26 protein-coding genes and 2 tRNA genes are annotated in these 20,933 nt (G+C 67.5%); 10 read left to right on the top strand and 18 right to left on the bottom strand.

All coding sequences use genetic code 11. From position 1 onward, the window contains the following. Positions 1-47: 47 nt before the first annotated feature. Positions 48-938, top strand: a complete 891-nt coding sequence (gene gnd, locus ACIA03_RS28190; protein WP_396988818.1) for a phosphogluconate dehydrogenase (NAD(+)-dependent, decarboxylating) — start codon at positions 48-50, stop codon at positions 936-938. A gap of 38 nt (positions 939-976) precedes the next feature. On the opposite strand, the gene ACIA03_RS28185 is transcribed toward gnd, so the two are convergent. Both ACIA03_RS28185 and ACIA03_RS28180 read right to left on the bottom strand, forming a co-directional pair. Further along, positions 977-1,375, bottom strand: a complete 399-nt coding sequence (locus tag ACIA03_RS28185) for a DUF2752 domain-containing protein (RefSeq protein ID WP_396988816.1) — start codon at positions 1,373-1,375, stop codon at positions 977-979. 22 nt (positions 1,376-1,397) lie between these two features. Beyond that, a complete protein-coding gene (locus tag ACIA03_RS28180; protein WP_396988815.1) occupies positions 1,398-1,820 on the bottom strand; it encodes an NINE protein in 423 nt (140 codons plus the stop codon). A 29-nt stretch (positions 1,821-1,849) separates the two neighbouring features. On the opposite strand from ACIA03_RS28180, the gene recF reads away from it, so the two are divergent. The 5 genes from recF (at position 1,850) to ACIA03_RS28155 (ending at position 9,289) form a co-directional block, all read left to right on the top strand. After that, positions 1,850-3,001 carry a DNA replication/repair protein RecF gene (recF, locus tag ACIA03_RS28175; protein ID WP_396988813.1) on the top strand — a complete coding sequence of 384 codons (1,152 nt, stop codon included), beginning with the start codon at positions 1,850-1,852 and terminating at the stop codon, positions 2,999-3,001. Then, positions 2,994-3,563 carry a DUF721 domain-containing protein gene (locus tag ACIA03_RS28170; protein ID WP_396988811.1) on the top strand — a complete coding sequence of 190 codons (570 nt, stop codon included), beginning with the start codon at positions 2,994-2,996 and terminating at the stop codon, positions 3,561-3,563. Before recF ends, ACIA03_RS28170 begins: the two co-directional genes overlap by 8 nt. Positions 3,564-3,919: 356 nt before the next feature. Beyond that, positions 3,920-5,983, top strand: coding sequence for a DNA topoisomerase (ATP-hydrolyzing) subunit B (gene gyrB / locus ACIA03_RS28165; protein ID WP_396988845.1), 2,064 nt, complete (start codon positions 3,920-3,922; stop codon positions 5,981-5,983). Positions 5,984-6,032: 49 nt separating this feature from the next. Next, entirely contained in the window at positions 6,033-8,732 is a 2,700-nt protein-coding gene (gene gyrA, locus ACIA03_RS28160; protein WP_396988809.1) for a DNA gyrase subunit A, read from the top strand. 41 nt (positions 8,733-8,773) lie between these two features. Then, on the top strand, positions 8,774-9,289 hold the full coding sequence (locus tag ACIA03_RS28155; RefSeq protein WP_396988807.1) for a DUF3566 domain-containing protein: 516 nt from the start codon (positions 8,774-8,776) through the stop codon (positions 9,287-9,289). Between the two features lie 65 nt (positions 9,290-9,354). Here ACIA03_RS28155 and ACIA03_RS28150 read toward each other — a convergent pair whose 3' ends face one another. Beyond that, entirely contained in the window at positions 9,355-10,338 is a 984-nt protein-coding gene (locus ACIA03_RS28150; RefSeq protein WP_396988805.1) for a hypothetical protein, read from the bottom strand. A gap of 153 nt (positions 10,339-10,491) precedes the next feature. Here ACIA03_RS28150 and ACIA03_RS28145 point away from each other — a divergent pair. Then, positions 10,492-10,565, top strand: a tRNA-Ile gene (locus ACIA03_RS28145). 49 nt (positions 10,566-10,614) lie between these two features. On the opposite strand, the gene ACIA03_RS28140 is transcribed toward ACIA03_RS28145, so the two are convergent. Beyond that, entirely contained in the window at positions 10,615-11,544 is a 930-nt protein-coding gene (locus ACIA03_RS28140; RefSeq protein ID WP_396988804.1) for an MBL fold metallo-hydrolase, read from the bottom strand. 72 nt (positions 11,545-11,616) lie between these two features. On the opposite strand from ACIA03_RS28140, the gene ACIA03_RS28135 reads away from it, so the two are divergent. From ACIA03_RS28135 to ACIA03_RS28125, 3 genes are all read left to right on the top strand, one after another. Beyond that, complete coding sequence (locus tag ACIA03_RS28135; RefSeq protein WP_396988802.1) at positions 11,617-12,564, top strand: hypothetical protein; 948 nt, start codon at positions 11,617-11,619, stop codon at positions 12,562-12,564. A gap of 79 nt (positions 12,565-12,643) precedes the next feature. Next, positions 12,644-12,763, top strand: coding sequence for a DLW-39 family protein (locus ACIA03_RS28130; RefSeq protein ID WP_008355567.1), 120 nt, complete (start codon positions 12,644-12,646; stop codon positions 12,761-12,763). Positions 12,764-12,780: 17 nt separating this feature from the next. Then, positions 12,781-12,856: transfer RNA gene (locus tag ACIA03_RS28125), tRNA-Ala, on the top strand. A 90-nt stretch (positions 12,857-12,946) separates the two neighbouring features. Here ACIA03_RS28125 and ACIA03_RS28120 read toward each other — a convergent pair. The 14 genes from ACIA03_RS28120 to ACIA03_RS28055 all read right to left on the bottom strand — a co-directional run bounded on the left by ACIA03_RS28120 (position 12,947) and on the right by ACIA03_RS28055 (position 20,817). Beyond that, the gene (locus ACIA03_RS28120; protein WP_396988801.1) at positions 12,947-14,194 is read right to left on the bottom strand and encodes a tyrosine-type recombinase/integrase; all 1,248 of its coding nucleotides are present in this window, start codon (positions 14,192-14,194) and stop codon (positions 12,947-12,949) included. Continuing rightward, positions 14,191-14,415 (bottom strand): excisionase family DNA-binding protein, encoded by a 225-nt coding sequence (locus ACIA03_RS28115; RefSeq protein ID WP_396988799.1) that lies wholly within the window; start codon positions 14,413-14,415, stop codon positions 14,191-14,193. Before ACIA03_RS28115 ends, ACIA03_RS28120 begins: the two co-directional genes overlap by 4 nt. 17 nt (positions 14,416-14,432) lie before the next feature. Continuing rightward, positions 14,433-16,052 (bottom strand): replication initiator, encoded by a 1,620-nt coding sequence (locus tag ACIA03_RS28110; protein ID WP_396988797.1) that lies wholly within the window; start codon positions 16,050-16,052, stop codon positions 14,433-14,435. Next, entirely contained in the window at positions 16,049-16,291 is a 243-nt protein-coding gene (locus tag ACIA03_RS28105; protein WP_396988795.1) for a hypothetical protein, read from the bottom strand. The genes ACIA03_RS28110 and ACIA03_RS28105 overlap by 4 nt, the downstream gene beginning before the upstream one ends. Further along, positions 16,288-16,557 carry a WhiB family transcriptional regulator gene (locus tag ACIA03_RS28100; protein WP_396988793.1) on the bottom strand — a complete coding sequence of 90 codons (270 nt, stop codon included), beginning with the start codon at positions 16,555-16,557 and terminating at the stop codon, positions 16,288-16,290. The genes ACIA03_RS28105 and ACIA03_RS28100 overlap by 4 nt, the downstream gene beginning before the upstream one ends. Next, a complete protein-coding gene (locus ACIA03_RS28095; RefSeq protein ID WP_396988791.1) occupies positions 16,554-18,278 on the bottom strand; it encodes a hypothetical protein in 1,725 nt (574 codons plus the stop codon). The genes ACIA03_RS28100 and ACIA03_RS28095 overlap by 4 nt, the downstream gene beginning before the upstream one ends. Further along, the gene (locus ACIA03_RS28090; protein WP_396988789.1) at positions 18,278-18,559 is read right to left on the bottom strand and encodes a hypothetical protein; all 282 of its coding nucleotides are present in this window, start codon (positions 18,557-18,559) and stop codon (positions 18,278-18,280) included. The genes ACIA03_RS28095 and ACIA03_RS28090 overlap by 1 nt, the downstream gene beginning before the upstream one ends. Then, entirely contained in the window at positions 18,559-18,858 is a 300-nt protein-coding gene (locus tag ACIA03_RS28085) for a hypothetical protein (protein ID WP_396988787.1), read from the bottom strand. Before ACIA03_RS28085 ends, ACIA03_RS28090 begins: the two co-directional genes overlap by 1 nt. Continuing rightward, entirely contained in the window at positions 18,858-19,142 is a 285-nt protein-coding gene (locus ACIA03_RS28080; RefSeq protein ID WP_396988785.1) for a hypothetical protein, read from the bottom strand. Before ACIA03_RS28080 ends, ACIA03_RS28085 begins: the two co-directional genes overlap by 1 nt. After that, positions 19,142-19,435 carry a hypothetical protein gene (locus ACIA03_RS28075; RefSeq protein ID WP_396988783.1) on the bottom strand — a complete coding sequence of 98 codons (294 nt, stop codon included), beginning with the start codon at positions 19,433-19,435 and terminating at the stop codon, positions 19,142-19,144. The genes ACIA03_RS28080 and ACIA03_RS28075 overlap by 1 nt, the downstream gene beginning before the upstream one ends. Continuing rightward, a complete protein-coding gene (locus ACIA03_RS28070; RefSeq protein ID WP_396988781.1) occupies positions 19,435-19,716 on the bottom strand; it encodes a hypothetical protein in 282 nt (93 codons plus the stop codon). Before ACIA03_RS28070 ends, ACIA03_RS28075 begins: the two co-directional genes overlap by 1 nt. Before the next feature lie 128 nt (positions 19,717-19,844). Further along, positions 19,845-20,021 (bottom strand): hypothetical protein, encoded by a 177-nt coding sequence (locus tag ACIA03_RS28065; protein ID WP_396988779.1) that lies wholly within the window; start codon positions 20,019-20,021, stop codon positions 19,845-19,847. Beyond that, positions 20,018-20,386: a hypothetical protein gene (locus ACIA03_RS28060; RefSeq protein WP_396988777.1), complete on the bottom strand. Its 369-nt coding sequence runs from the start codon at positions 20,384-20,386 to the stop codon at positions 20,018-20,020. The genes ACIA03_RS28065 and ACIA03_RS28060 overlap by 4 nt, the downstream gene beginning before the upstream one ends. Continuing rightward, on the bottom strand, positions 20,386-20,817 hold the full coding sequence (locus tag ACIA03_RS28055) for a plasmid replication, integration and excision activator (protein WP_396988775.1): 432 nt from the start codon (positions 20,815-20,817) through the stop codon (positions 20,386-20,388). The genes ACIA03_RS28060 and ACIA03_RS28055 overlap by 1 nt, the downstream gene beginning before the upstream one ends. Positions 20,818-20,933 lie beyond the last annotated feature (116 nt).

Genomic DNA, 20,933 nt, shown 5'->3' with positions numbered 1-20,933 from the left:
TTAGGGTGGTCTCGACAAGTTCGACCACCGTGGATAGGAAACCTCGCATGCACATCGGACTCGTGGGTCTCGGCAAGATGGGTGGCAACATGCGCACCCGGCTGCGGGAGGCCGGTCACACCGTCGTCGGATACGACCGCAACCCCGATCTCGCCGACGTGGCGAGCCTGGCGGAGCTGGTCGAGGCGCTGCCCAGCCCCAAGGTGGTCTGGGTGATGGTGCCGGCGGGCGACCCGACCCGTTCCACGATCGCCGAGCTCAAGGAGCTCCTCGGTGAGGGCGACCTGGTGGTCGACGGCGGCAACTCGAAATACACCGACGACGCCAAGAACGCCGAGAGCCTGGCCGAGAAGGGCATCGGCTTCGTCGACTGCGGTGTCTCCGGCGGTGTCTGGGGTCTCCAGAACGGCTACGCGCTGATGTACGGCGGCTCCGCCGAGAACGCTGCCAAGGTGATGCCTGCCTTCGAAGCGCTCAAGCCGACCGGCACCGAGGACGGTCTGGTCCACTGCGGCTCCACCCCCGGCGCCGGCCACTTCTCCAAGATGGTCCACAACGGCATCGAGTACGCGATGATGCAGGCCTACGCCGAGGGCTGGGAGCTCCTCGACAAGGTCGACATCGTCGACAACGTCCCGGAGATCTTCGCCTCGTGGCGCACCGGAACGGTCGTACGTTCCTGGCTTCTCGATCTTCTCGTCGACCAGCTGCGCGCGGACGAGCACCTCGACAAGATCAAGGGCTACGCCGACGACTCCGGCGAGGGCCGGTGGACGGTCGAGGCCGCGATCGAGAACGCCGTCCCGATGCCGGCGATCTCGGCCTCGCTGTTCGCGCGGTTCGTCTCGCGCCAGGAGGACGACCACGCCATGAAGGCGATCGCCGCGATGCGCAACGGCTTCGGCGGGCACGCGGTCATCTCGGAGTCCGAGGCCTGATCGTCCGTGGTGGTGGTCTCGACACGCTCGACCACCGCTCAGATGGGGTCGACGACTCCGGTCATGGTGAGGATCAGGCGCACGGCGCCGTAGGTGATGAAAAGTGCGAAGAGGCCGAGCACGACCGGGCTCTTCACCAGCTTGTCGAGGTCGGCAGGGCGCGTCCGGGCCAACCGGGAGCGGACCGAGACCACGGCGAGGACGACGACGGCCAGGATGAGCACCGGGCCGAACCAGTTGCTCGCCAGCGACGACCCGATGTCACCGTGCATCAGGTAGACCCACGACCGGGTCAGACCACAGCCGGGGCAGGGCAGCCCGGTGAGCGCACGGAACGGGCAGAGCACCGGACCGTCCTCGATCCCGCCGGCGGGCAGGACGGCCGCGATCACGACTCCGCCGACGCCGATGGCGGCGGTGACCTCCGTGGAGCTCACCGCCGCGAGGCGTTCGTGCAGGTCAGGCGAGGGGTTTGCCGTCGACATCCGGGAACTTCCGCACGATCACGAGGATCAGGTCGACGATGGTCCAGATCCCGAAGCCGCCGCAGGTGACCAGCTTGAGGACGCCGAGGCCGATCTGCCCGACGTAGAACCGGTCGACGCCGAGCGACCCGAGGAAGATGGAGAGCAGCAGCGTGACCAACCACTCCCGGCTCGAGAAGACGCCGGGGATCTGTTTCACGGGAAACCACTGCTGGTCGGTGCCGAGGCTCGCCGGGGTGTCCGACTTGATCTGTCCCGCGGCAGCCATCTGAGCGAGCTGCTGGACCGGGTAGGGCCCATGGACCTGGCCCATCACCGACAGGTAGAAAGGCCCGGCCGGCTCGCCATAGGCGGGTTGCCCTGGAGGCGGGCCGTAAGGGTTGGGAGACTGGGTCATGCAGGCACCTTAACGAGAGAGGAAACACGATGTACGTCTCACACCTCTCTCTGCACGACTTCCGCTCCTATCCGAACGTCGAAGTCCCTCTCGAAGCGGGCGTGACGGCCTTCGTCGGGCGCAACGGCCAGGGCAAGACCAATCTGGTCGAGGCCATCGACTATCTCTCCCGTCTCCAGTCCCACCGCGTCGCCACCGATGCGCCGCTGGTCCGGGCCGGCGCCGAGCAGGCGGTCGTGCGCGCCGCCGTCGTGCGTGACGGCCGCACCGCGACGCTCGAGGTCGAGATCAACGCCGGCCGCGCCAACAAGGCCCGGATCAACAAGAGCCCGCTCCCCCGCACCCGCGACCTGGTCGGCCTGGTCCGCACCGTCGTCTTCTCCCCCGAAGACCTCACCCTCGTCAAGGGGGACCCCTCCGACCGGCGCCGCTTCCTCGACGACCTGATGATCCTGCGCGCCCCCCGTCTGGCCGGCGTACGCAGCGACTACGACCGCGTCCTCAAGCAGCGCAACTCGCTGCTCAAGACCGCCGGGCTCGCGCGCGGCTCGGCTCGCGAGGGTGCGCTCGCCACCCTGGCCGTCTGGGACGACCACCTCGCCGGCATCGGCGCCGAGATCCTCTCCCAGCGGCTCTCCCTGGTGCAGGCGCTGCACCCCTATGTCGGGAAGTCCTACGAGACCGTCGCCCGCGGCGCCAGCCGGGACGACGCCGAGATCACCTACAAGTCGTCGGTGGTCGAGCTTGTCGAGACCACCACCCCGACCGTGGAAACCCTCCGCCAGGCGATCCTCGAGGAACTGGCGCGACGCCAGAAGGACGAGCTCGACCGTGGCATCAGCCTGGTGGGTCCCCACCGTGACGACCTGCTCCTCCACATCAGCGCCGGTGCCGAACGGCTCCCGGTGAAGGGCTATGCCAGCCACGGCGAGTCCTGGTCGTTCGCGCTGGCGCTCCGGTTGGCGGCGTACGACCTGCTCCGGGCCGACGGCGACGACCCGATCCTGATCCTCGACGACGTCTTCGCCGAGCTCGACAGCCAGCGGCGGGTCCAGCTGGCCGAGCTGGTCGCCGACGCCGAGCAGGTGCTGGTCACCGCGGCGGTCTCCGAGGACGTACCGGCCGCTCTCGCCGGCGCCCGCTACCACGTCAGGGCCGGCGAGGTGACCCGCGATGAGTGACGAGGACCCGCAGGTGGTCGAGCCTGTCGAGACCACCCCGGAAGAAGAGGAACCGGAGAAGCGCCCCGACGGTCTCGACCTGGCCCGCTCCCTGACCCGAGCCACCGCCAAGATGCCCGCGCCCAAGGTGGGGATGCGGAAGAAGCGGCGTACGCCGGACAACGCCACCCGGCGCGGCACGGTCTCGGGCGCGCGGCCCGATGACCGCGACCCCCAGCTCATCGACTCGGTGGTCAGCCGGATGGTCAACGACCACGGCTGGGACACCTCGCTGCGCGTCCACGGCGTGATGGCCCGCTGGCCCGACATCGTCGGCGAGGAGATCGCCGACCACACCACCCCGGAGTCGTACGCCGACGGCAAGCTCTCCGTCCGCACCGACTCCACCGCCTGGGCCACCCAGCTCAAGCTGCTGGCGCCCACCCTGGTGAAGCGGCTCAACGAGGAGCTGGGGCACGGCACCGTCCTCGTCATCGAGGTGCTCGGCCCGCATCTGCCGTCGTGGAAGAAGGGTCCCCGAGGCGTACGCGACGGCCGCGGACCCCGCGACACCTACGGCTGAGTGGGCGGCCGGGAGCGGGTCATGAACAGGTGTTCGAGGCTCGACCCGTGCGCCGCGATCTGCCGCTCTGGGCGCCCCGAGAACGTATAGGGACTCACCGAGCCCCCTGCTGAGGGCGCAGAGACACCGTCAGGAGACGTACAGACGCTCATTTCGATCACAGTTCCCCCTCAGGAACGGCGGCGTGCGTGGAATCCGGGGTTCTACGGGGTAATATCGGAGTTGGGTCGATCGTCGTAGGTTTTACTTCCCCGGCGCTGGTCGGCCCGTTGCATGCCCGACCGACACCACGTCCGAATCCGGACCGAAATGACAGGTGGATCGCACCGGTGACCGCTGCCGACCAGACGACTCCCATGCCGGACGACAAGACCGCAGACGGAGTCGAATACGACGCGTCTGCCATCCAGGTTCTCGAAGGGCTCGAAGCGGTCCGCAAACGCCCGGGTATGTACATCGGGTCGACGGGAGCCCGTGGCCTGCACCACCTGATCTGGGAGATCGTGGACAACGCGGTCGACGAGGCGCTGGCCGGCTACTGCGACACCATCAAGGTGACGCTGCGCGAGGACGGCTGGGTGAGCGTCGCCGACAACGGCCGAGGCATCCCGACCGACACCGCGCCCGGCCAGGACGTGCCGGCCGCGACGCTGGCGCTGACCGTGCTGCACGCCGGCGGCAAGTTCGGCGGTGGCGGCTACAAGGTCTCCGGTGGTCTGCACGGTGTCGGCTCGTCCGTGGTGAACGCGCTCTCGACCAACCTCCACATGGAGATCAAGAACCGCGGCCGCCTGTGGGAGCAGGAGTTCACCAGCGGCGTACCCGACTACGACCTGCGCGAGGTGCGTGAGCTCGAGGATGGTGAGCGCACCGGCACCACGATCTCGTGGAACGCCTCCGCCGACATCTTCGAGTCGACCGACTACAACCTCGAGACGATCTCGAGCCACTTCCGCGAGACCGCGTTCCTCAACAAGGGGCTGCGGATCGAGCTGCGCGACGAGCGGCCGGAGGCGTCCGCGCTCGCCGAGGCCGTCGAGGACGGCACCATCGAGTCCGACACCGACAGCGCCGACGAGCTGCACAGCACCGGCAACGGCACCCGGGTGCTGGAGCAGTCCTTCTACTACGAGCGCGGTCTGGCCGACTACGTCGACCACCTCAACAAGCGCAAGACCCCGGTCTCCAGCATCATCGCCTTCGAGACCGAGACCGACGACAAGGCGCCCAACCCGATGAGCGTCGAGATCGCCATGCAGTGGCAGGCGTCCTCCTACAACGAGTCGGTCCACACCTTCGCCAACACGGTCAACACCCCCGGCGGCGGCACCCACGAAGAGGGTTTCCGCGCCGCGCTCACCACCCTGGTCAACCGCTGGGGCGAGGAGTGGGGCCTGATCAAGAAGAAGGAGGACCGGCTCACCGGTGACGACATCCGCGAGGGCCTCACCGCGATCATCTCGGTGAAGATCGGCGAGCCGCAGTTCGAGGGTCAGACCAAGGACAAGCTCGGCAACACCGAGGTCAAGGGCTTCGTGCAGGGCGCGGTCAACGACCAGCTCGGCGCCTGGCTGGAGCAGAACCCGGCCGAGGGCAAGGAGGTAATCCGCAAGTCGATGGCCGCGGCCTCGGCTCGGATCGCGGCCCGCAAGGCCCGCGACCTGGCCCGCAACCGCAAGGGCATCGGCGGCGGTGGCGGTCTGCCCGGCAAGCTCGCCGACTGCCAGTCGACCAACCCCGAAGAGTGCGAGATCTTCATCGTCGAGGGTGACTCCGCGGGTGGTTCGGCCAAGTCCGGCCGCGACCCGCGCATCCAGGCGATCCTCCCGATCCGAGGCAAGATCCTCAACGTCGAGAAGGCCCGGATCGACAAGGTGCTCGCCAACCAGGAGGTCCAGTCGATCATCTCCGCGCTGGGCACCGGCGTGCACGACGACTTCGACATCAACCGGCTGCGCTACCACAAGATCGTGATGATGGCCGACGCCGACGTCGACGGCCACCACATCAACACGCTGCTGCTCACGCTGCTGTTCCGGTTCATGAAGCCGCTGATCGAGCAGGGCTACGTCTACCTCGCCCAGCCGCCGCTCTACCGCCTGCGCTGGAACAAGCCGGCGGAGCACGAGTTCGTCTACTCCGACGCCGAGCGTGACGCGCTCATGCGCGACGGTCTCGAGCAGGGCAAGAAGCTTCCCAAGGAGAACCCGGTCCAGCGCTACAAGGGTCTGGGCGAGATGAACGCCGACGAGCTGTGGGAGACCACGATGGACCCCTCGCAGCGACTGCTGCTGCAGGTGACCCTCGAGGACGCCGCTCACGCCGACGAGATCTTCTCCATCCTCATGGGTGAGGACGTCGCCGAGCGACGCTCCTTCATCCAGCGCAACGCCAAGGACGTCCGATTCCTCGATATCTGAGTCTGCTCCAGACCGTAGATACCGATAGACGCACGCAGAAAGTGAAATCGTGACCGAGACTCCTCCGGAAGGCTCCGGGCAGACCGCTGCCGGCGGCCGGATCGAGACCGTCGAGCTGCAGGCTTCGATGCAGTCCAGCTACATCGACTACGCGATGGCCGTCATCGTCGGCCGCGCGCTGCCTGACGTACGCGACGGCCTGAAGCCCGTCCACCGGCGGGTGCTCTACGCGATGTACGACGGTGGCTACCGCCCCGACCGCGGGTTCTCGAAGTGCGCCCGTGTCGTCGGTGAGGTGATGGGTAACTACCACCCGCACGGCGACACCGCGATCTACGACACCCTGGTCCGGCTGGCGCAGCCGTGGGTGATGCGCAACCCGCTGATCCACGGCCAGGGCAACTTCGGTTCGCCCGGTAACGACCCGGCCGCGGCCATGCGTTACACCGAGTGCCGGATGGCGCCGCTGGCGCTGGAGATGGTCCGCGACATCACCGAGGACACCGTCGACTTCGGCCCCAACTACGACGGCCGTTCCCAGGAGCCGGCGATCCTGCCGGCGCGGTTCCCGAACCTGCTGGTCAACGGCTCGGCCGGTATCGCGGTCGGCATGGCGACCAACATCCCGCCGCACAACCTGCGTGAGGTCGCCTCCGGCGCCAAGTGGGCGCTCGAGCACCCCGACGCGACCAAGCAGGAGCTCCAGGACGCGCTGATCGAGCGGGTCAAGGGCCCCGACTTCCCCAACGGCGCGCTGATCGTCGGCCGCGAGGGCATCGAGCAGGCCTACCGCACCGGCCGCGGCTCGATCACCCAGCGCGCGGTGATCGACGTCGACGAGGACAACAAGGGCCGCACCACCCTGGTCATCACCGAGCTCCCCTACATGGTGAACCCGGACAACCTGGCCCAGAAGATCGCCGACCTGGCCGACACCGGCAAGGTGCAGGGCATCGCGGACGTCAAGGACAACACCTCCTCCCGCACCGGGCAGCAGCTCGTGGTCGTGCTCAAGCGCGACGCGGTCGCCCGTGTCGTACTCAACAACCTGCTCAAGCACACCGAGCTGCAGACCAACTTCTCCGCCAACATGCTGGCGCTGGTCGACGGTGTCCCGCGCACGCTCTCGATCGACCAGTTCATCTCCAACTGGGTCGAGCACCAGATCGACGTCATCCGGAGGCGTACGGCCTTCCGGCTGCGCAAGGCCGAGGAGGACGCCCACATCTGGCGCGGCCTGGTCAAGGCACTCGACCAGCTCGACGCGGTGATCGCGCTGATCCGCTCCTCGCCCGAGGTCGACGACGCCCGCCAGGGCCTGATCCGGCTGCTCGAGATCGACGAGGTCCAGGCCAACGCGATCCTCGACATGCAGCTGCGTCGCCTCGCGGCGCTGGAGCGGCAGAAGATCGTCGACCGTCTCGCCGAGCTCGAGGTCATCATCGCCGACCTCGAGGACATCCTCGCCAACGTCGCCCGTCAGCGGCAGATCGTCGGCGACGAGCTCGACGAGATCGTCGCGAAGTACGGCGACGACCGGCGCACCCAGATCATCGCGGCCGACGGCGACCTCTCCATGGAGGACCTCATCCCCGATGAGGAGCTGGTCGTCTCGATCACCCGCGGCGGCTACGCCAAGCGCACCCTCGCGAACGAATACCGCACCCAGAAGCGCGGTGGGAAGGGCGTACGCGGCGCCACCCTGCGCGGCGACGACGTGGTCGAGCACTTCATCTCGACCACCAACCACCACTGGCTGCTCTTCTTCACCACCGCCGGCCGGGTCTACCGGATCAAGGCCTACAACCTGCCCGAGGCGGCGCGTGACGCCAAGGGTGGTCACGTGGCCGGGCTGCTCTCGTTCCAGCCGGACGAGTCGATCGCCCAGGTGCTCGCGATCCGCGACTACGAGCAGGCTCCCTACCTCGTGCTCGCGACCCGCTCCGGTCTGATCAAGAAGACCCGGCTCGGGGACTACAACTCGCCTCGTCAGGCCGGTGTCATCGCGATCAACTTCCGCGAGGACGACGACGAGCTGATCGGTGCCGAGCTGGTCAACTCCGAGGACGACATCCTGCTCGTCTCCCGCAAGGGTCAGGCGATCCGGTTCCGTGCCGACGACAGCCAGCTGCGGCCGATGGGCCGGGCGACCTCGGGTGTCACCGGCATGAAGTTCCGCGAGGGTGACTCGATGCTGTCGATGTCGGTCATCCGGGCTGAGCACGTCGCCGCCGAGATCGCGGCCGGGCTCTCCGAGGCCAACGAGGACACCGCGGACGTCGCCGCTCCGGTCTCCGGTGCCGAGTCGCCGGACGAGGTCAAGGAGCAGTTCGTCTTCACGATCACCGACGGCGGCTTCGCGAAGCGTACGAAGATCTCCGAGTACCGGCTGCAGTCCCGCGGCGGTCTGGGCATCAAGACGATGGCCCTGGCCAACGCCGACCGTGGCGGTCTGGTCGGTGCGTTCATCGTGGTCGACGGCGACGAGATCCTCTCGATCACTGCGACCGGCCAGGTCGTACGCAGCCCGATCAACTCGGACTTCCGGGCCACCGGTCGCTCCACCCAGGGCGTCAAGTTCGTCTCGCCCAAGAAGGGTGACTCGGTCGCCGTCGTGGCCCGCTCCGTCGAGGCCCGCGAGGTCGACGATGAGATCGTCCCCGGGACAGAGGTTGCAGATGATGTAACAATCGGTGGAGACGGCGAGCACGGAGCGCTGTCCGAGACGACGACGGAAGATGAATCCTGATGACGGACCGCACCGCCGACAGCACGACTGGGGGAGTCGCGATGACTGAGCGGAACGAGACCGCAGCACAGCCGGTGACCCAGCGGATCACGGACACGGTGGCCAACGCTGCGAGGCGTACCTCCTCGGCGGTGGCCTCGACCGCCCGCACCTCCGGCCCTGCCGGCGCGGAGCGTGACGCGGTCAGCGGCTCGGCCCGCCGGGCTCGGCTGAGCCTGAGCCGTATCGACCCGTGGTCTGTCATGAAGATGGCCTTCCTGCTCTCGATCGCGCTCAGCGTCGTGGTCATCGTCGCCGTCTTCGTGATCTGGTCGGTGCTCGGCGCCGCCGGTGTGTGGGACTCGATCAACCAGGCGGTCCAGGATGTCGTCGGTGACTCCAGCGCCGGCTGGAACGTGCAGGACTACATCGGTCTCGCCCGTGTCATGGGCTTCACCATGGTCGTCTCGGTGGTCAACATCGTCCTCATGACCGCCGTCGCCACCCTCGCCGCGTTCCTCTACAACATGGCTGCCGCGCTGCTCGGCGGCGTCGAGGTCGAGCTCACCGAGAACTGAGCCGCACCCGCTCCCGCAACCTGGGGAGGGCTGTCCGAACATGGTTCGGATGGCCCTCCCCAGGTTCATTTGTTCACGAGGCAGCTTTGGCCGCAGTTCTGCAGCGTCCCGCTCCAGCCGTTCCTGGTGAGGATCCGTCCCACGCGGGCGGCTGTCTGACACGGGGTGTCGAACACCTGGTGGAACCGCAGTCGCGCGGTCACCGCCCCGAGCTCCGCGAGATCGTCCAACGAACGGTCGGCATCACGGGCCTGGTCGCGCCACGTGTCGTGGCCGAGCGCACCGTCGAGCTCGACCACCAGGGCGTACGCCTCGTACTCGACGTCGCGGAACTGGTTGCCCGAAGGACCGATCCGCGGCGACTGGCGCCGTCCTCTTGGTAGACCGTGGGCACGCTCGACCTTGGTGAGGTAGCCGTGCTCGAGCACCGAGTGCGTGCCGGTCGCGAGGTCGTCCACCAGCCCCTGGACGAGCTTGCGGCGGCGGAGGGAGTGCGCGCGATCCAAGGCCGCCTGGAGGCTCGCGGCAGTGACGTAGGACCGGTTCGCAACCTCGGCGACCCGCGCGATCGCATCGATCTCGGATCTGGCTTCGTTCGCCATCGCCAGAGCGTTGTCCTCGACCCTGAGGCGCGGTGGCGCGCCGCCGTAGGCCTTCAGCTTCAGGTCCCGCATCCGGTGGATCACGATGCCGGGCTGGGGCATCACCTTGCGGGAGTGGTCGATGGCGACGTGGATCGGCCGGCCGTCGTCGCGGCCCCTGGGTGCCTCGATGCTCTCCCGGCAGAGCACGGCCGGGTCTGCGTAGAGCACCGCGGCCCAGGCGCGCTGCTCCCAGGTGAGTGGGCCGGTGTGGTCGATGTAGACGCGAGGGTGCACGCGGCGGAGCTCGTTGCGGCGTACGGCCCGCTCGATGTCGATCCGGCCCAGGCCGCCCGCGGTGAGCTGGGCATGGGTCGCGACGCCGTCCTGCATCCGCCGCTGAGCATCCAACATCCGCGCTGCATCCTCACGCGCGAAGATCGCTTCCAGGTCCTCCGAGTCGGACATGCTGGCACCCTAACCCTGGGGAGGCCCATCCGAACCAGGTTCGGACTGACCTCCCCAGGGTGACCGGGGTGTCACCGTTTTGGTTCCGCGGGCGGCGGACGGGTAATGTTTCCTCTCGCCTGCTGGTGGGGCTTCCACCCCCAGTTGGCGCCTGCGCTTATAGCTCAGACGGTTAGAGCACCACACTGATAATGTGGGGGTCGGAGGTTCAAGTCCTCCTAAGCGCACAGCAGTTTCACCAGGTCAGAGGCTCCCATCGGGAGCCTCTTCCAGGTTTTAGAGGCGACTGGACGCGTCGTGGTCGTGGGTCGGGACGACTCGCATCAGATGGCGGGCCAGGTGCAGGCGGTGGAGGGTCGCGAAGGCGGCGTCCCGGTCCTCGTCGACGAGCTTGCCGGGGAAGGCCGGCTTCTGCCTGATCAGGTCGACCTGGTCGTAGTGCCAGGCGGCGTCGCCGGCGATCAAGACCCAGCCGGAGGCGGTCCGGGCGAGGACGCCGATGCTGCCCGGCGTGTGGCCGGCGAGCTCGACCAGCAGCACGGAGCTGTCACCGAAGAGGTCGTGGGAGGCGGTGAACGTCGCGACGGGCGGGCCGTCGAGGTCGTACGTCTCCACGGGCCGTCCGTCGGTCAGCGCCGGGCGCACTCCCCCGACGGGCGGCCGGCCGGGGCCGAGGATCCAGTCGCGCTCGATGGTGCGCATGTGGACCGGGAGGCCGGGCAGGTCCAGGAGGCCGCAGACGTGGTCCCAGTGGCCGTGGGTCGGGAGGGCGAAGTCGGGCTGGATCTGCGCCGCTCCGAGCGAGTCGATGGTGGCAACGGTGTCCGCGGGCGGTGTCACCAGGCGTCGCAGCATGCCCGGCAGCTCGCCCAGCGCTCGATCCGGAGCATTGCGGCAGTAGGAAGGGTCGACGACGAAGGTCGCTTCGGGATGACTGATCACGAAGCAGGTCATCGCGTTGCGTACGCGCCGGTGGAGGCCGGCGCCCTCGATGAGGCCGCCGGCGGGCAGCGTCCGTGGGACCTGGGGCATCGTGCGTACCGTCACCGTCCGGTCGCCCCGGGGCAGGCCGGCGTCGCCGATCGAGGCGAGAAGCCGTTCGTCCGGGCGCCGGGGACGCAGCAGGCCGCGGCCGAAGCCACCCAGGGCACCGATCATCTCGCGGGCCGTCGGGGTGGCAGGAGATGCAGTGGGATCGCTCGTCACACAGGGAACGTACCGGCCCTGGGACGGTACGCCATCCGACCACGGTAGGAACCGCATGCGAACATCGGCGTCATGACGAAGATCGACCTTCCGTTCGACCTCGACTCCATCCCGGGACGTACGCGCCGATGGGTCAAGGGCGGGATGAAGCGCACCGAGCGCTGGGGGCAGCGGCTGGGTGGCCGCGTCGGCCCCCTCATCCCCAACACCCTGGCGACCGGCGGCACCGACGACTGGACGCCGCAGGGACTGGGCTACGGCCCGGAGACCAACCTGCTGGCCCAGAGCTACTACTCCCATGACAAGGGCTCGGCGCTGGTGCTGGTCGACCTGAAGAGCGGCAAGACCGTCGCCGAGGTGCTGCTGGTGGGCCACAACGGCAAGGCCGGCCCCGGTCACGCGGGAGGTGTCGCCATCGACGGCGATGACGTCTGGGTCTCGAAGGGCGCCGGCGGCGGCACCGGACGGCTCTACCGCTACTCGCTCTCGGCGATCCGTGAGTCGGCGAAGGCCGCCGAGGTCGAGCCGATCGAGGCGCCGGTGAAGGTGGCGGCCGGCTCCTACTGCCGGATTCGCGGCAACCAGATCTACGTCGGAGGCTTCGGCAACCAGACGCTGTTCGCTTACGAGAAGGGCGAGGACGGCGAGTGGAACTTCTCCGAGCCCGTCGTCTCGACCACCACGCCGCCCAAGGTCCAGGGCGTCGTCGTACGCCGCGACGAGTACGTCTTCTCCTCCTCGTTCGGCCGCCACCGGCCGAGCACGATCGTCATCTGCGAGCGGAAGGCCGACGGCAGCGTCGGCGCGGTGCGGCGCAAGTTCAGGTTCCCCAACATGGCCGAAGCCATCGTCGAGGTCTCCGGCGAGCTCATCACCACCTACGAGTCCGGCGCCTCCCCCTACAGCCGGCCCTCGGCGTACGGGTTCGGGATCCTGACCGGCCGGATGTGGGCGAGCACCCACATGACCCTCACCCCCATCGCCTCCCTGGGCCTGGCGCCCGACCCGGAGGCCGGTTGATTTCGTACGCCTCATGGCGGGCCGGTACGCTTTCCTGGTCTAACGGACAGCGATGCCCCCACGGCCTGCAGGAGATGACATGAAGAAGATCGTCCTCGTACTGCTGGCCGCGGCTGGCATCGTTCTCGCCAAGAAGAAGCTCGACCAGTCCAACCCCGAGAAGGGTCACTGGGCCGCGGCGACCGACAAGGTGAACTGACCGACGGACACCCGTCCGGGGCGTTGGCGCAATTGGTAGCGCACCTGCTTTGCAAGCAGGGGGTTAGGGGTTCGAGTCCCCTACGCTCCACCAGGTCAGAGGCAGGTTTCTGACTCTCGACCAGGCCGAATCGGCCAAGTACAGCAGCAAAGTACAGCAACGAGTCCGCCGAAGTCCGCTCGATCATGACGCCTCCGGACGCTGCTCGAACTGCTCGCCCAGGCGCTGCAGAGCGTCGAGCGTCTTCTTGTTCGTCGCCTTCGCGTAGATCTCCATCGTGGTCGAGATCTTGCTGTGACGAAGGATCGCCATCGTGATGCGCGGGTGCACTTCGAGCGCGACCAAGAGCGAGGCACACGCCTTCCTGGTCGCGTGAACCGTCGTCTCCCGAACCCCAGCCCGCTTGACCCGGGACTTGAAGGCACGGTGGAAGTTGCGCGCGTCGACGGGGCCACCGAGGCGCGTCGTGATGACGAGGCCGGAGTCCTCCCACGCCTCCCCCGCCTTCAGCTTCCACTGAGCTTGGAGCCGCTTCTGACCGCGCAGTGCTCGGACCGCCAACGCAGGCAGCGGGAGCGGAGTCTCGGACGCGGCAGTCTTGAGATGTCGGCGAACGAGACGACCGTTCTCCCTCTGGAGCTGCCACTCCAAAGATGCAGTGCCCGAGTCGGTGTCCTCCTCCAGGTCGACCTCATCCCACCCGAGGCCCAGCAGCTCACCCTTTCGGAGCCCGAGCAGCAGAAGCAGGACGTACGCCGTGTACCACTGGTCACGGTCACGCTCTGCGCTCTCCAGGAACTGCCGAGACTCCTCGACTTCCCAGACAGCTTCCTTCGACTTGCGTGGCACCGGCACCTTGAGGAGCGAGGCCACGTTTCGCGATACGAGGTCATCGCGCACAGCTGAGGAGAGCATGCTCAGCAGCACAGTCCACGCCTGATGACGCGTCCACTCTGAAGCGATCTGCCGGCAACACTCCCCCTTCGCACAGCATCGAGCCTTGCCCTTCTCGGCGCGCTTGGCGTCCTTGCCCTGAGCACAGCACTGACAACGGGTCTTGTGCTCGTTGAACCACTTCTGCACGTCCCGAAGAGTCAGCTTGTCCAGCCGCTTCTTGCCGATGTAGGGAACGATGTAGAGCCGGGTGAACGTCTCGTAGTTCTTGAACGTCTTGTGCACAAGGTCAGGCTCGATCACGTCCTTGAGCCACCCAGCCGCGTACGCCTCAACGGTCGGAACGCGAGCAACCATCGGTCCACGCGCGGCTTGCTGCTTGAGCTTGTTCCACTTGTCTTGGACGATCTCGGTCGTCTGGCCGTAGACGTACTTACGGTCCCTTTCCCCGTTGGGCAGATCGATCCAGACATAGGCCGCGTAGCCGCGGTTTCCGTTGCGATAGATCGAGCCCTCACCGTTGGTTCGCTTACTCATGCCACACCCATTTCTGACTGCTCAGCGCACAGCTCGACGTACTCATCTACCCACTGAGGCAGCACACGACGGGAGCGGCCGTCCTTCAGAGACCGGATCCGGCCCTGAGCGATCAGCATGCGTACCTTCGTCTCGCCGTAGCCGAGTTGTTCAGCGACTTCACGCACGGTGAACCACTTCCGGGTAAACACGACGCGGGTCTCGGTCTGGTCGTCCTTCATGCCTTCCACTCCTTCGGTCATCGTGTGGGGGTTCGGTCCTTGGTCTGGGCTTTCCACTGGTCGTACTCACGGGCACGAGCTGCAGCTGCGAGGGCGAGTGCTTCGTCTCCGGGGTTGGTCCATCCGGTGCCTTGGTAGGCCCATTCACCGATGACGAGGGTGGTTTCGTCTTCGTCGTCGGCCAGGAGCCGGGCTTCCATGTCGGCGGTGGAGATCTCCTCCAGCGACTCGCCGTTACGGCGGGCGTCGGCCACCAGTTGCTGATAGCGGACACGAGCCCGACGCAGCTGACCCAAGGTGATCGAGTAGCGCCGCGACTTCGTGGAGAAGTGACCGCGGAACCCGAGCATGTGAGCCCACTTCTTCACCAGCTCGTACGGGTTGTCCTGGCCGCCGTAGAGCGCATCGGAGGTCTCGAAGATGTCGTGACAGGTCGAGGTCAGCCGCGCCAGGTGGGGGCGGGTGATGTCCTCGAGGCGGATGCTGGCCACGTCCTTGCTGGCGTACTTGGCCAGGTACCCGGCGACCTGTCCCGGTGTCAGGGCAGCCTCTGGGTCGTCGGTGCGGTCGCCGTCACGGACAACGCGGATGTCGACTTGCTTGCCCCAGGAGAGCAGGCGAGTGACGCCGGTGTGGTCGACCGGAGGAGCCTCGAAGGTGACTTTGGCGATGGTCTCGGCCAGGAGTTGGGCGAGGTCGATCCCGTCCAGGGGTGCCGGCGATCCGGGCCCGTCGTTGCCGTCGAGGCGGAGCAGAGCATGGAAGTGGACCAGGCCCCGGGTCTGGTATTCGGCGACCTTGACGAATTGCACCGAGGCGACGTTCTTGAGGAGCGATTCGGGGACGTCGAGGCGCTTGGCCAGGGCTCGTTTCAGCTCGATGGTCGTGCGTCGCCATAGCTCGGGTGCCCACCACTGCCACACGATGGCGGTGGTCCAGTCGTGGCAGTCGGGACAGAACGGCGCGCCAACCAAGGCATCGGTGTCATCGTGGCGCGCCATGCATGACAGCGGCCGACCGTGGGGGCAGCGAGCGCCCTTGTCACGACTCCGGGGGCGACACCGGCCACCGTTCTTGTCGTGTCGGTGGACGTGACTGCCGAACGATGGCGCGGTCAGGGTGGCGAACAGCAACGGGTTGTTGGCCACCGTGGCGGAGACTGTCTTGCCACCGGACAGGCCAGCGTCGATCATCGCGAACGTGTCGCGGGCATAGGTCCGCGAGCAGGAGGGGCAGATGTCGGCGCGTCGGTTGCCGCAGGGCCGGTAGAGCACGCCCAGGGGTGCCTCATCGGAGGAGAACGTCCCGACTGGTTCTGCCAGTGCGACCTCGCCGGGTCCGTAGGTCTTGTAGAGCGCAGCGCGCAGCTCGGAGACCTCGGAGCGGTCGAAGGTCCGAGATCGACCGGTCAGCCGGATGGGACGGGCGCAGTTCTTCACCGCAGCGGCGGTCTCGGCGAAGGCGTCGAAGGTCTTGTCGAGGAGTCGCGTGGTGACGGCCTGGAGGCCGGCGGGGGTGAGGCCGGACAGATCCAGCGGCGCATCCTCCCCGTACCCAGGAAACGACGCTGTGTCGCTGTCCCAGGTCGAGGAGGATGCGTCACTGTGGATGCCCGGAGCATCAGCGATCAGGGTCACGCCGAGACCTCCCGTAGCCCAGCGCAGAGAGCGTCTTGGGTCCACCACTCGACCGGGTCGTGATCGCACGAGGGGCAGGCACCGAGACGGTGGGTGATCGGGCGGGGCTGCACGACGACGCAGCCGCACCACGAGCACTGGAACAGGGACTGCTCACCACGACGCATCGCTGGTGTCGGCGCTACCTCGAGGGGCTCCCAGCCCGGGATGTCGAGGACGAGCTGCTCCCACATCGTCATGCCGCCACCGTCCTCGGCAGGCTGTCAATCAGCTCGAGCAGGTCGACGGGCTGCGCGGCACAATCGGTTCCGGCCCACATGCCTCCAGAAACCCGCTCGTTGAGGGCGTACGAGTTGCAGGTGGAACGGACGGCACAGCCGTCGCATGTGGACCGCATCAGGTCAACGATGACCTCAGGCAGCTCGATGGTGTCGGTCGTCCAGGGCAGTGCGCGAGCCTCGCGAGTGGTGCAGGCACCGTCTGCCATCCAGTCGGTGGAGGTCATGACCGCACCTCCGCATCGGTCGAGTCGATCGAGCTGACGACCTGGCCGGCGACGACGTCGGAGGGGGTCTCAGCGTGGCGGGTGCGGGGCCGGCGAGGCTTCCGCGTACGAGGAGCGCCGCCAGGAGCAGCCGGACCGCGAGGGGGCCGATTGTCGCCAGGACGCGTGTTCTTGGTCGACGCAGCGGCGGGGGTCAGGTCGGACTCGGCCAGGCCGATACGGTTACCGACCTCAACCAGCTCGGACGTGCGGGGATCGAGGGTCGTGGTGGTGTGCTGGTCGCGTCGACCGGTGGGGAACAGTTCGATCCCGCCGGCGCGATAGTGCTTGTTCATGTCTTTGATCTCCTCATCGGTGACGTAGCCGGCGCGGACCCGCACGGGCTCCTTGTGGCCTTCGAGGTGGACGTAGCCGATCCCGGGCAGGTGCTCAGGGATGGCTTCGCAGTAGGCACCGGCGTTGTGGGCCTCTTCGCCAAGGGCCATGTCGACCTGGCCAGACGTCTTCAGACGCAGCGCGATCCGGGTGGTGAACTGGTCACGCCACCGCACGACGTCCTTGGTCACGATCTGGGTGCAGGCGATGACCGCGAACCCCGGAGCACGGCCCTTGGTCAACAGCCGCCCCATCGCGGACTCGATCCGGTTCTGGATCTGTCGGTCTTCGTTCAGCTCGGTCACGTCGGCCAGCTCGTCAACCAGCACGATCACCAGCGGCGTCTCCCGGGTGACCGTGAACGAGCGAGCGATCCCGCGTAGGTCGATGGTGCGGTCATCCATGACTCCGACCGCGTCTTCGAAGAGCTTGGCCATGGCCTCGTAGTCGTCACGTTCGTAACGGGTGAACATGTCACGACCGAACTCCAGCTCCATCCCGCCCTTGGGGTCGATGGCCCACACCTGCACCAGGCCGGCCTTGATGAACGGAGCCAGGGAACGGACCGTCGACCAGGTCACCGACCCCTTGCCCGCACCGGACTCGCCAGCGAGCAGGATGTGAGTGCCCCGGACCTTGAGACGCCAGGGCTCCAACAGGTCGGTGTAGCCGATGTGGAGCCCGTCCAGACGTGCCACGTCGAGCGCGTCAGGACCGGTCGGGATGTCGATAGCGCCGATGGTCTTGGTCAGCGGGTTGCGCTTCTCCAACTCCAGCCAGCACATCCCAGGCTTGTGGATCCTCACCCGTGCCTCAGCTGCTCGCATCGCGTTGGCGAGCTTGTCGTCACAGCCCTCCAGCGCACCCGGAGCCATCCCCGCCGGCAGACGGACCAGGAGACGGTCCAGCGCCGGGGTCGAGGAGACCTTGACCAGCCGAGGAGCCAAGGTTCGGCCCGAGTGACGATCCGTGGTCGTCAGCCCGCAGCGCTGCATCCAGAAGCCCCACATCAGGCCGTACCAGAACCAGCGACCCACCCAGTTGCGGACGATCCGGCCAGCCGAACGACCGGCAGGACCCGCGAAGCGAGCGAACGACGCCGGGGCGAAGCGCCACCAGGCAGCAAGCCCGCCACCGATCAGGGCGAGGGTGCCGGAGGTGAGACCGACGACGGGGAGCCAGCCGATACGTCCGGCGGTCTCGACCAAGGCAGCGATCGCGCAGCCGACGACGGCCAGCGGGAGGACCAGGCCAGGGCGACGGACCACCGACCACAGGACCCAGACGAGGGCCATGAGGAGCTTGAGCGTTGCGGCGCGGAGCTTGCCCGCGATCCAGTCCCCCATCAGTGCTCACCCCGCTCGTGACGCAGGAACGCGGCCTCGACCTGGTGCAGCCCGTCAGCGATGATCCGGGTTGCCCAGGACGCCTCTGCTGCCTCAGCGGCCAGGTCGGTGCCCCAGATCTCGTCATGGTCGGGAACCGAGCGAGCCAGGTCCCGCAGCTCCTTCTCCAGTTCCTGAGCACGAGCAGCAAGACGACGCACGGCAATGACCGCGTCGGCGTCGTTGTCGACGTCGAGGTGGTCGGCCCACTCATCCATCCAGCCGGTACGTACGGTGCTCATCACGACACCCCCCGCTCGTGACGCTTGAACGCCATCTCGACCAGACCGATCTCGGTCAGCGCCTGCGAGGCCGAGGTCTTCGAGGCCCGGACGTTCTCAGCGATGACCAGGCTGTAGACCGAGGAGCCGCCGCCGATGGAGGCATGGACCAGGTCCAGGCGCATGGTGACCTCGTTAAGGTCGCTAGAGATCCGCCGCAAAGCACTCAGCGCGGCGTCGTCATCGGATACGCCGAGGGCATCGGCCCAGGCGTCCAGGTCGGTGCGTAGGCCAGCGCCCCCGCCGTAGATGCCCCACATCAGGACTCACCCCGCTCGTGGGCCTCGAAGGAGAGACGAATGTCCATGAGCTGCCACCAGGCTTCGTGGACCTTCTTGGACGCCTCATGGATGCCGATGGCGAACTCGTCAACCGCGGTGACGGGGCGACCGTGTTGGGGCACCGCGTTGTGCAGGCGAAGCAGAGCCGACTCCAGGTCGGAAGCCTGCACTTCAAGGCGACGCAGCACCGCGCTCGCATCAGCGTCGTTGGTGACCCCCAGGGCGGTCGCGACGGAGTCGAGGTCTCGACGGATCTTCACCATCACGACTCACCCCGCTCGTGACGTGCGAACGCCTGCTTGATCTGGCCGAGGAAATGGGCGGACTCCTCGACGTTCTGGATGCCGGTGGCCAACCAAGAGAGGACCTCGAAGGTCAACTTCGCCCGGCGGACACCCTCGGGCATCTGCTTGAGACAGACCTCCAGTTCGGCCGCGGCGGCGTTGATGCGGTCCTGCAGCCGGGTGATCACGGCGATGGCCTCGCTGTCGTTGCGGGCACCCAGAGCAGACGCCCAGGCGTCGAGTTCGGTGCTGGTGTTGTGGAACTTGCTCATCACGCCACACCCCTTTCGTGACGCTCGAAGGAGCGGCGCAGGAGCCGGAGCCCATCGGCCGCGTTGAGGGTGTCGGTGGCGGCGTCGTTGAGGGAGACGAGGATGTCGTCCCCGCCCACCACGCCGGAGGTCTCGAAGCGCCTCTGAAACCAGTTCAGCTCTTCGGCGACCGTCAGGAGACGGCCGTAGTAGTTGGACAGCGCCGTCATCGCGTCAGAGTCGTTGTCGACCCCGAGAATGTCGGCCCAGGCGTCCAGGTCCTTGCGTCGTGCGGTCACCATCAGACTTGCCTTTCCCTTGCTACGAGTGCTCTTACTGTTGGAGTTGGGACCCGCCAGCCGCCACGCCTTCCCAAACGCGACGGCCAGCGGGCGAATGTGGGGTGTGCGCCGGCCTGTGCTGGCCGTGGTCATAGACCTGCCGCCTTCCCGCGACAGACCGGGCACACCGGGGTGGACAGGTCGGGGTAGTCCCACGACCAGCGGCTGCCCGCGTTGGGCTCGCCGCACAGGGTGAAGTCGGCGTTGAGCCCGGCCAGGTGCGCCGGGTCGGACCCATCACCGATCCAGACCAGATAGAGGCTCACGCCGCTACCTCGTGCCTGGGCTCGGACCGAAGCCGGGCGGGTCCCCCGACGGGTGGGACAGGGTGAGCTGCGGTGACCCGGACCCGGCATGCCGCTTCGCGTGAGCCTTCGTGGACCCACCCGGACCACTCGTGCCAGAAGGTCGGGGGCTCACCGGGACCAACCTTGGACAGGCCCAGCTCCGAGGCCAGGGCAGCAGCCTCGGCCACCGTGGGCACCAAGACGTCGAGGTCTACCATCGGGACCCGGTCCTCTCCGACCTTCATCGACCCGGCGTGGACCGAGGTGCTGAGGATCTCGACCTGGGGCAGGAGGATCAGCAGCTCGGCCACCCATGCCGCCTCGTGCGAACTGATCCGCGCCATCAGGCGGCCTTCGAGGAGGTCGAGCTGGTGCCAGTCTTCGAGGCACCCGCCGGGGCCGTCGCACTCGGGGCGATCATCTCGGTGGCCATCAGCGACCACTGCAGACGCGGACGCGGACCGTTGGTGTCGATCCACGGAGCCGCGGTCAGGCCGATGAACTCGACCGGCACGAACGGCAGACCCGTGGCGTTGGCCGGCGGCACTGGCTGGTGCTTCGCCAGGATCTTGACGTTGACGGTCTTCTCGTTCTTGCGGGCCTCCGGGTCCGCATCCAGCACGGGCACGGTCCAGACCGGCAGCCCGGACTCCTCATCGATCTTCTGCGGCATCGACCCGTCCGGCCGCTTGCCCGCGTTGAAGTCCAGCACCGGGGTCACCTCACCCACCACGTAAGCCCCGTTCGGGAACGGTCCCTCAAACTTCACGCTCATACGTCGCGGCATAGCCATTGCTCTTGTCCTTTGTGTTTAGGGCCCTAAACAGTCGGGCCTGAAGAAAACCCCCGATTTGGTTTAGGGGACTAAACAAGAAGGTACGGGATGCGCCA

The organism is Nocardioides sp. NPDC051685 (assembly GCF_044453405.1).
In the GTDB taxonomy this organism is placed as follows: domain Bacteria; phylum Actinomycetota; class Actinomycetes; order Propionibacteriales; family Nocardioidaceae; genus Nocardioides.
The sequence above is the reverse complement of the archived record's forward strand: the minus strand, read 5'-3'. Positions and strand labels throughout refer to the sequence as shown.

Excerpts from the sequence above, each read along its gene's own strand:
- gnd (WP_396988818.1), top strand. The coding sequence starts at position 48 with ATGCACATCGGACTCGTGGGTCTCGGCAAGATGGGTGGCAACATGCGC.
- ACIA03_RS28180 (WP_396988815.1), bottom strand. The coding sequence starts at position 1,820 with ATGACCCAGTCTCCCAACCCTTACGGCCCGCCTCCAGGGCAACCCGCC.
- recF (WP_396988813.1), top strand. The coding sequence starts at position 1,850 with ATGTACGTCTCACACCTCTCTCTGCACGACTTCCGCTCCTATCCGAAC.
- ACIA03_RS28170 (WP_396988811.1), top strand. The coding sequence starts at position 2,994 with ATGAGTGACGAGGACCCGCAGGTGGTCGAGCCTGTCGAGACCACCCCG.
- gyrB (WP_396988845.1), top strand. The coding sequence starts at position 3,920 with ATGCCGGACGACAAGACCGCAGACGGAGTCGAATACGACGCGTCTGCC.
- ACIA03_RS28155 (WP_396988807.1), top strand. The coding sequence starts at position 8,774 with ATGACTGAGCGGAACGAGACCGCAGCACAGCCGGTGACCCAGCGGATC.
- ACIA03_RS28150 (WP_396988805.1), bottom strand. The coding sequence starts at position 10,338 with ATGTCCGACTCGGAGGACCTGGAAGCGATCTTCGCGCGTGAGGATGCA.
- ACIA03_RS28135 (WP_396988802.1), top strand. The coding sequence starts at position 11,617 with ATGACGAAGATCGACCTTCCGTTCGACCTCGACTCCATCCCGGGACGT.
- ACIA03_RS28130 (WP_008355567.1), top strand. The coding sequence starts at position 12,644 with ATGAAGAAGATCGTCCTCGTACTGCTGGCCGCGGCTGGCATCGTTCTC.
- ACIA03_RS28120 (WP_396988801.1), bottom strand. The coding sequence starts at position 14,194 with ATGAGTAAGCGAACCAACGGTGAGGGCTCGATCTATCGCAACGGAAAC.
- ACIA03_RS28115 (WP_396988799.1), bottom strand. The coding sequence starts at position 14,415 with ATGAAGGACGACCAGACCGAGACCCGCGTCGTGTTTACCCGGAAGTGG.
- ACIA03_RS28105 (WP_396988795.1), bottom strand. The coding sequence starts at position 16,291 with ATGACGATGTGGGAGCAGCTCGTCCTCGACATCCCGGGCTGGGAGCCC.
- ACIA03_RS28100 (WP_396988793.1), bottom strand. The coding sequence starts at position 16,557 with ATGACCTCCACCGACTGGATGGCAGACGGTGCCTGCACCACTCGCGAG.
- ACIA03_RS28095 (WP_396988791.1), bottom strand. The coding sequence starts at position 18,278 with ATGGGGGACTGGATCGCGGGCAAGCTCCGCGCCGCAACGCTCAAGCTC.
- ACIA03_RS28090 (WP_396988789.1), bottom strand. The coding sequence starts at position 18,559 with ATGAGCACCGTACGTACCGGCTGGATGGATGAGTGGGCCGACCACCTC.
- ACIA03_RS28085 (WP_396988787.1), bottom strand. The coding sequence starts at position 18,858 with ATGTGGGGCATCTACGGCGGGGGCGCTGGCCTACGCACCGACCTGGAC.
- ACIA03_RS28080 (WP_396988785.1), bottom strand. The coding sequence starts at position 19,142 with ATGGTGAAGATCCGTCGAGACCTCGACTCCGTCGCGACCGCCCTGGGG.
- ACIA03_RS28075 (WP_396988783.1), bottom strand. The coding sequence starts at position 19,435 with ATGAGCAAGTTCCACAACACCAGCACCGAACTCGACGCCTGGGCGTCT.
- ACIA03_RS28070 (WP_396988781.1), bottom strand. The coding sequence starts at position 19,716 with ATGGTGACCGCACGACGCAAGGACCTGGACGCCTGGGCCGACATTCTC.
- ACIA03_RS28060 (WP_396988777.1), bottom strand. The coding sequence starts at position 20,386 with ATGGCGCGGATCAGTTCGCACGAGGCGGCATGGGTGGCCGAGCTGCTG.
- ACIA03_RS28055 (WP_396988775.1), bottom strand. The coding sequence starts at position 20,817 with ATGAGCGTGAAGTTTGAGGGACCGTTCCCGAACGGGGCTTACGTGGTG.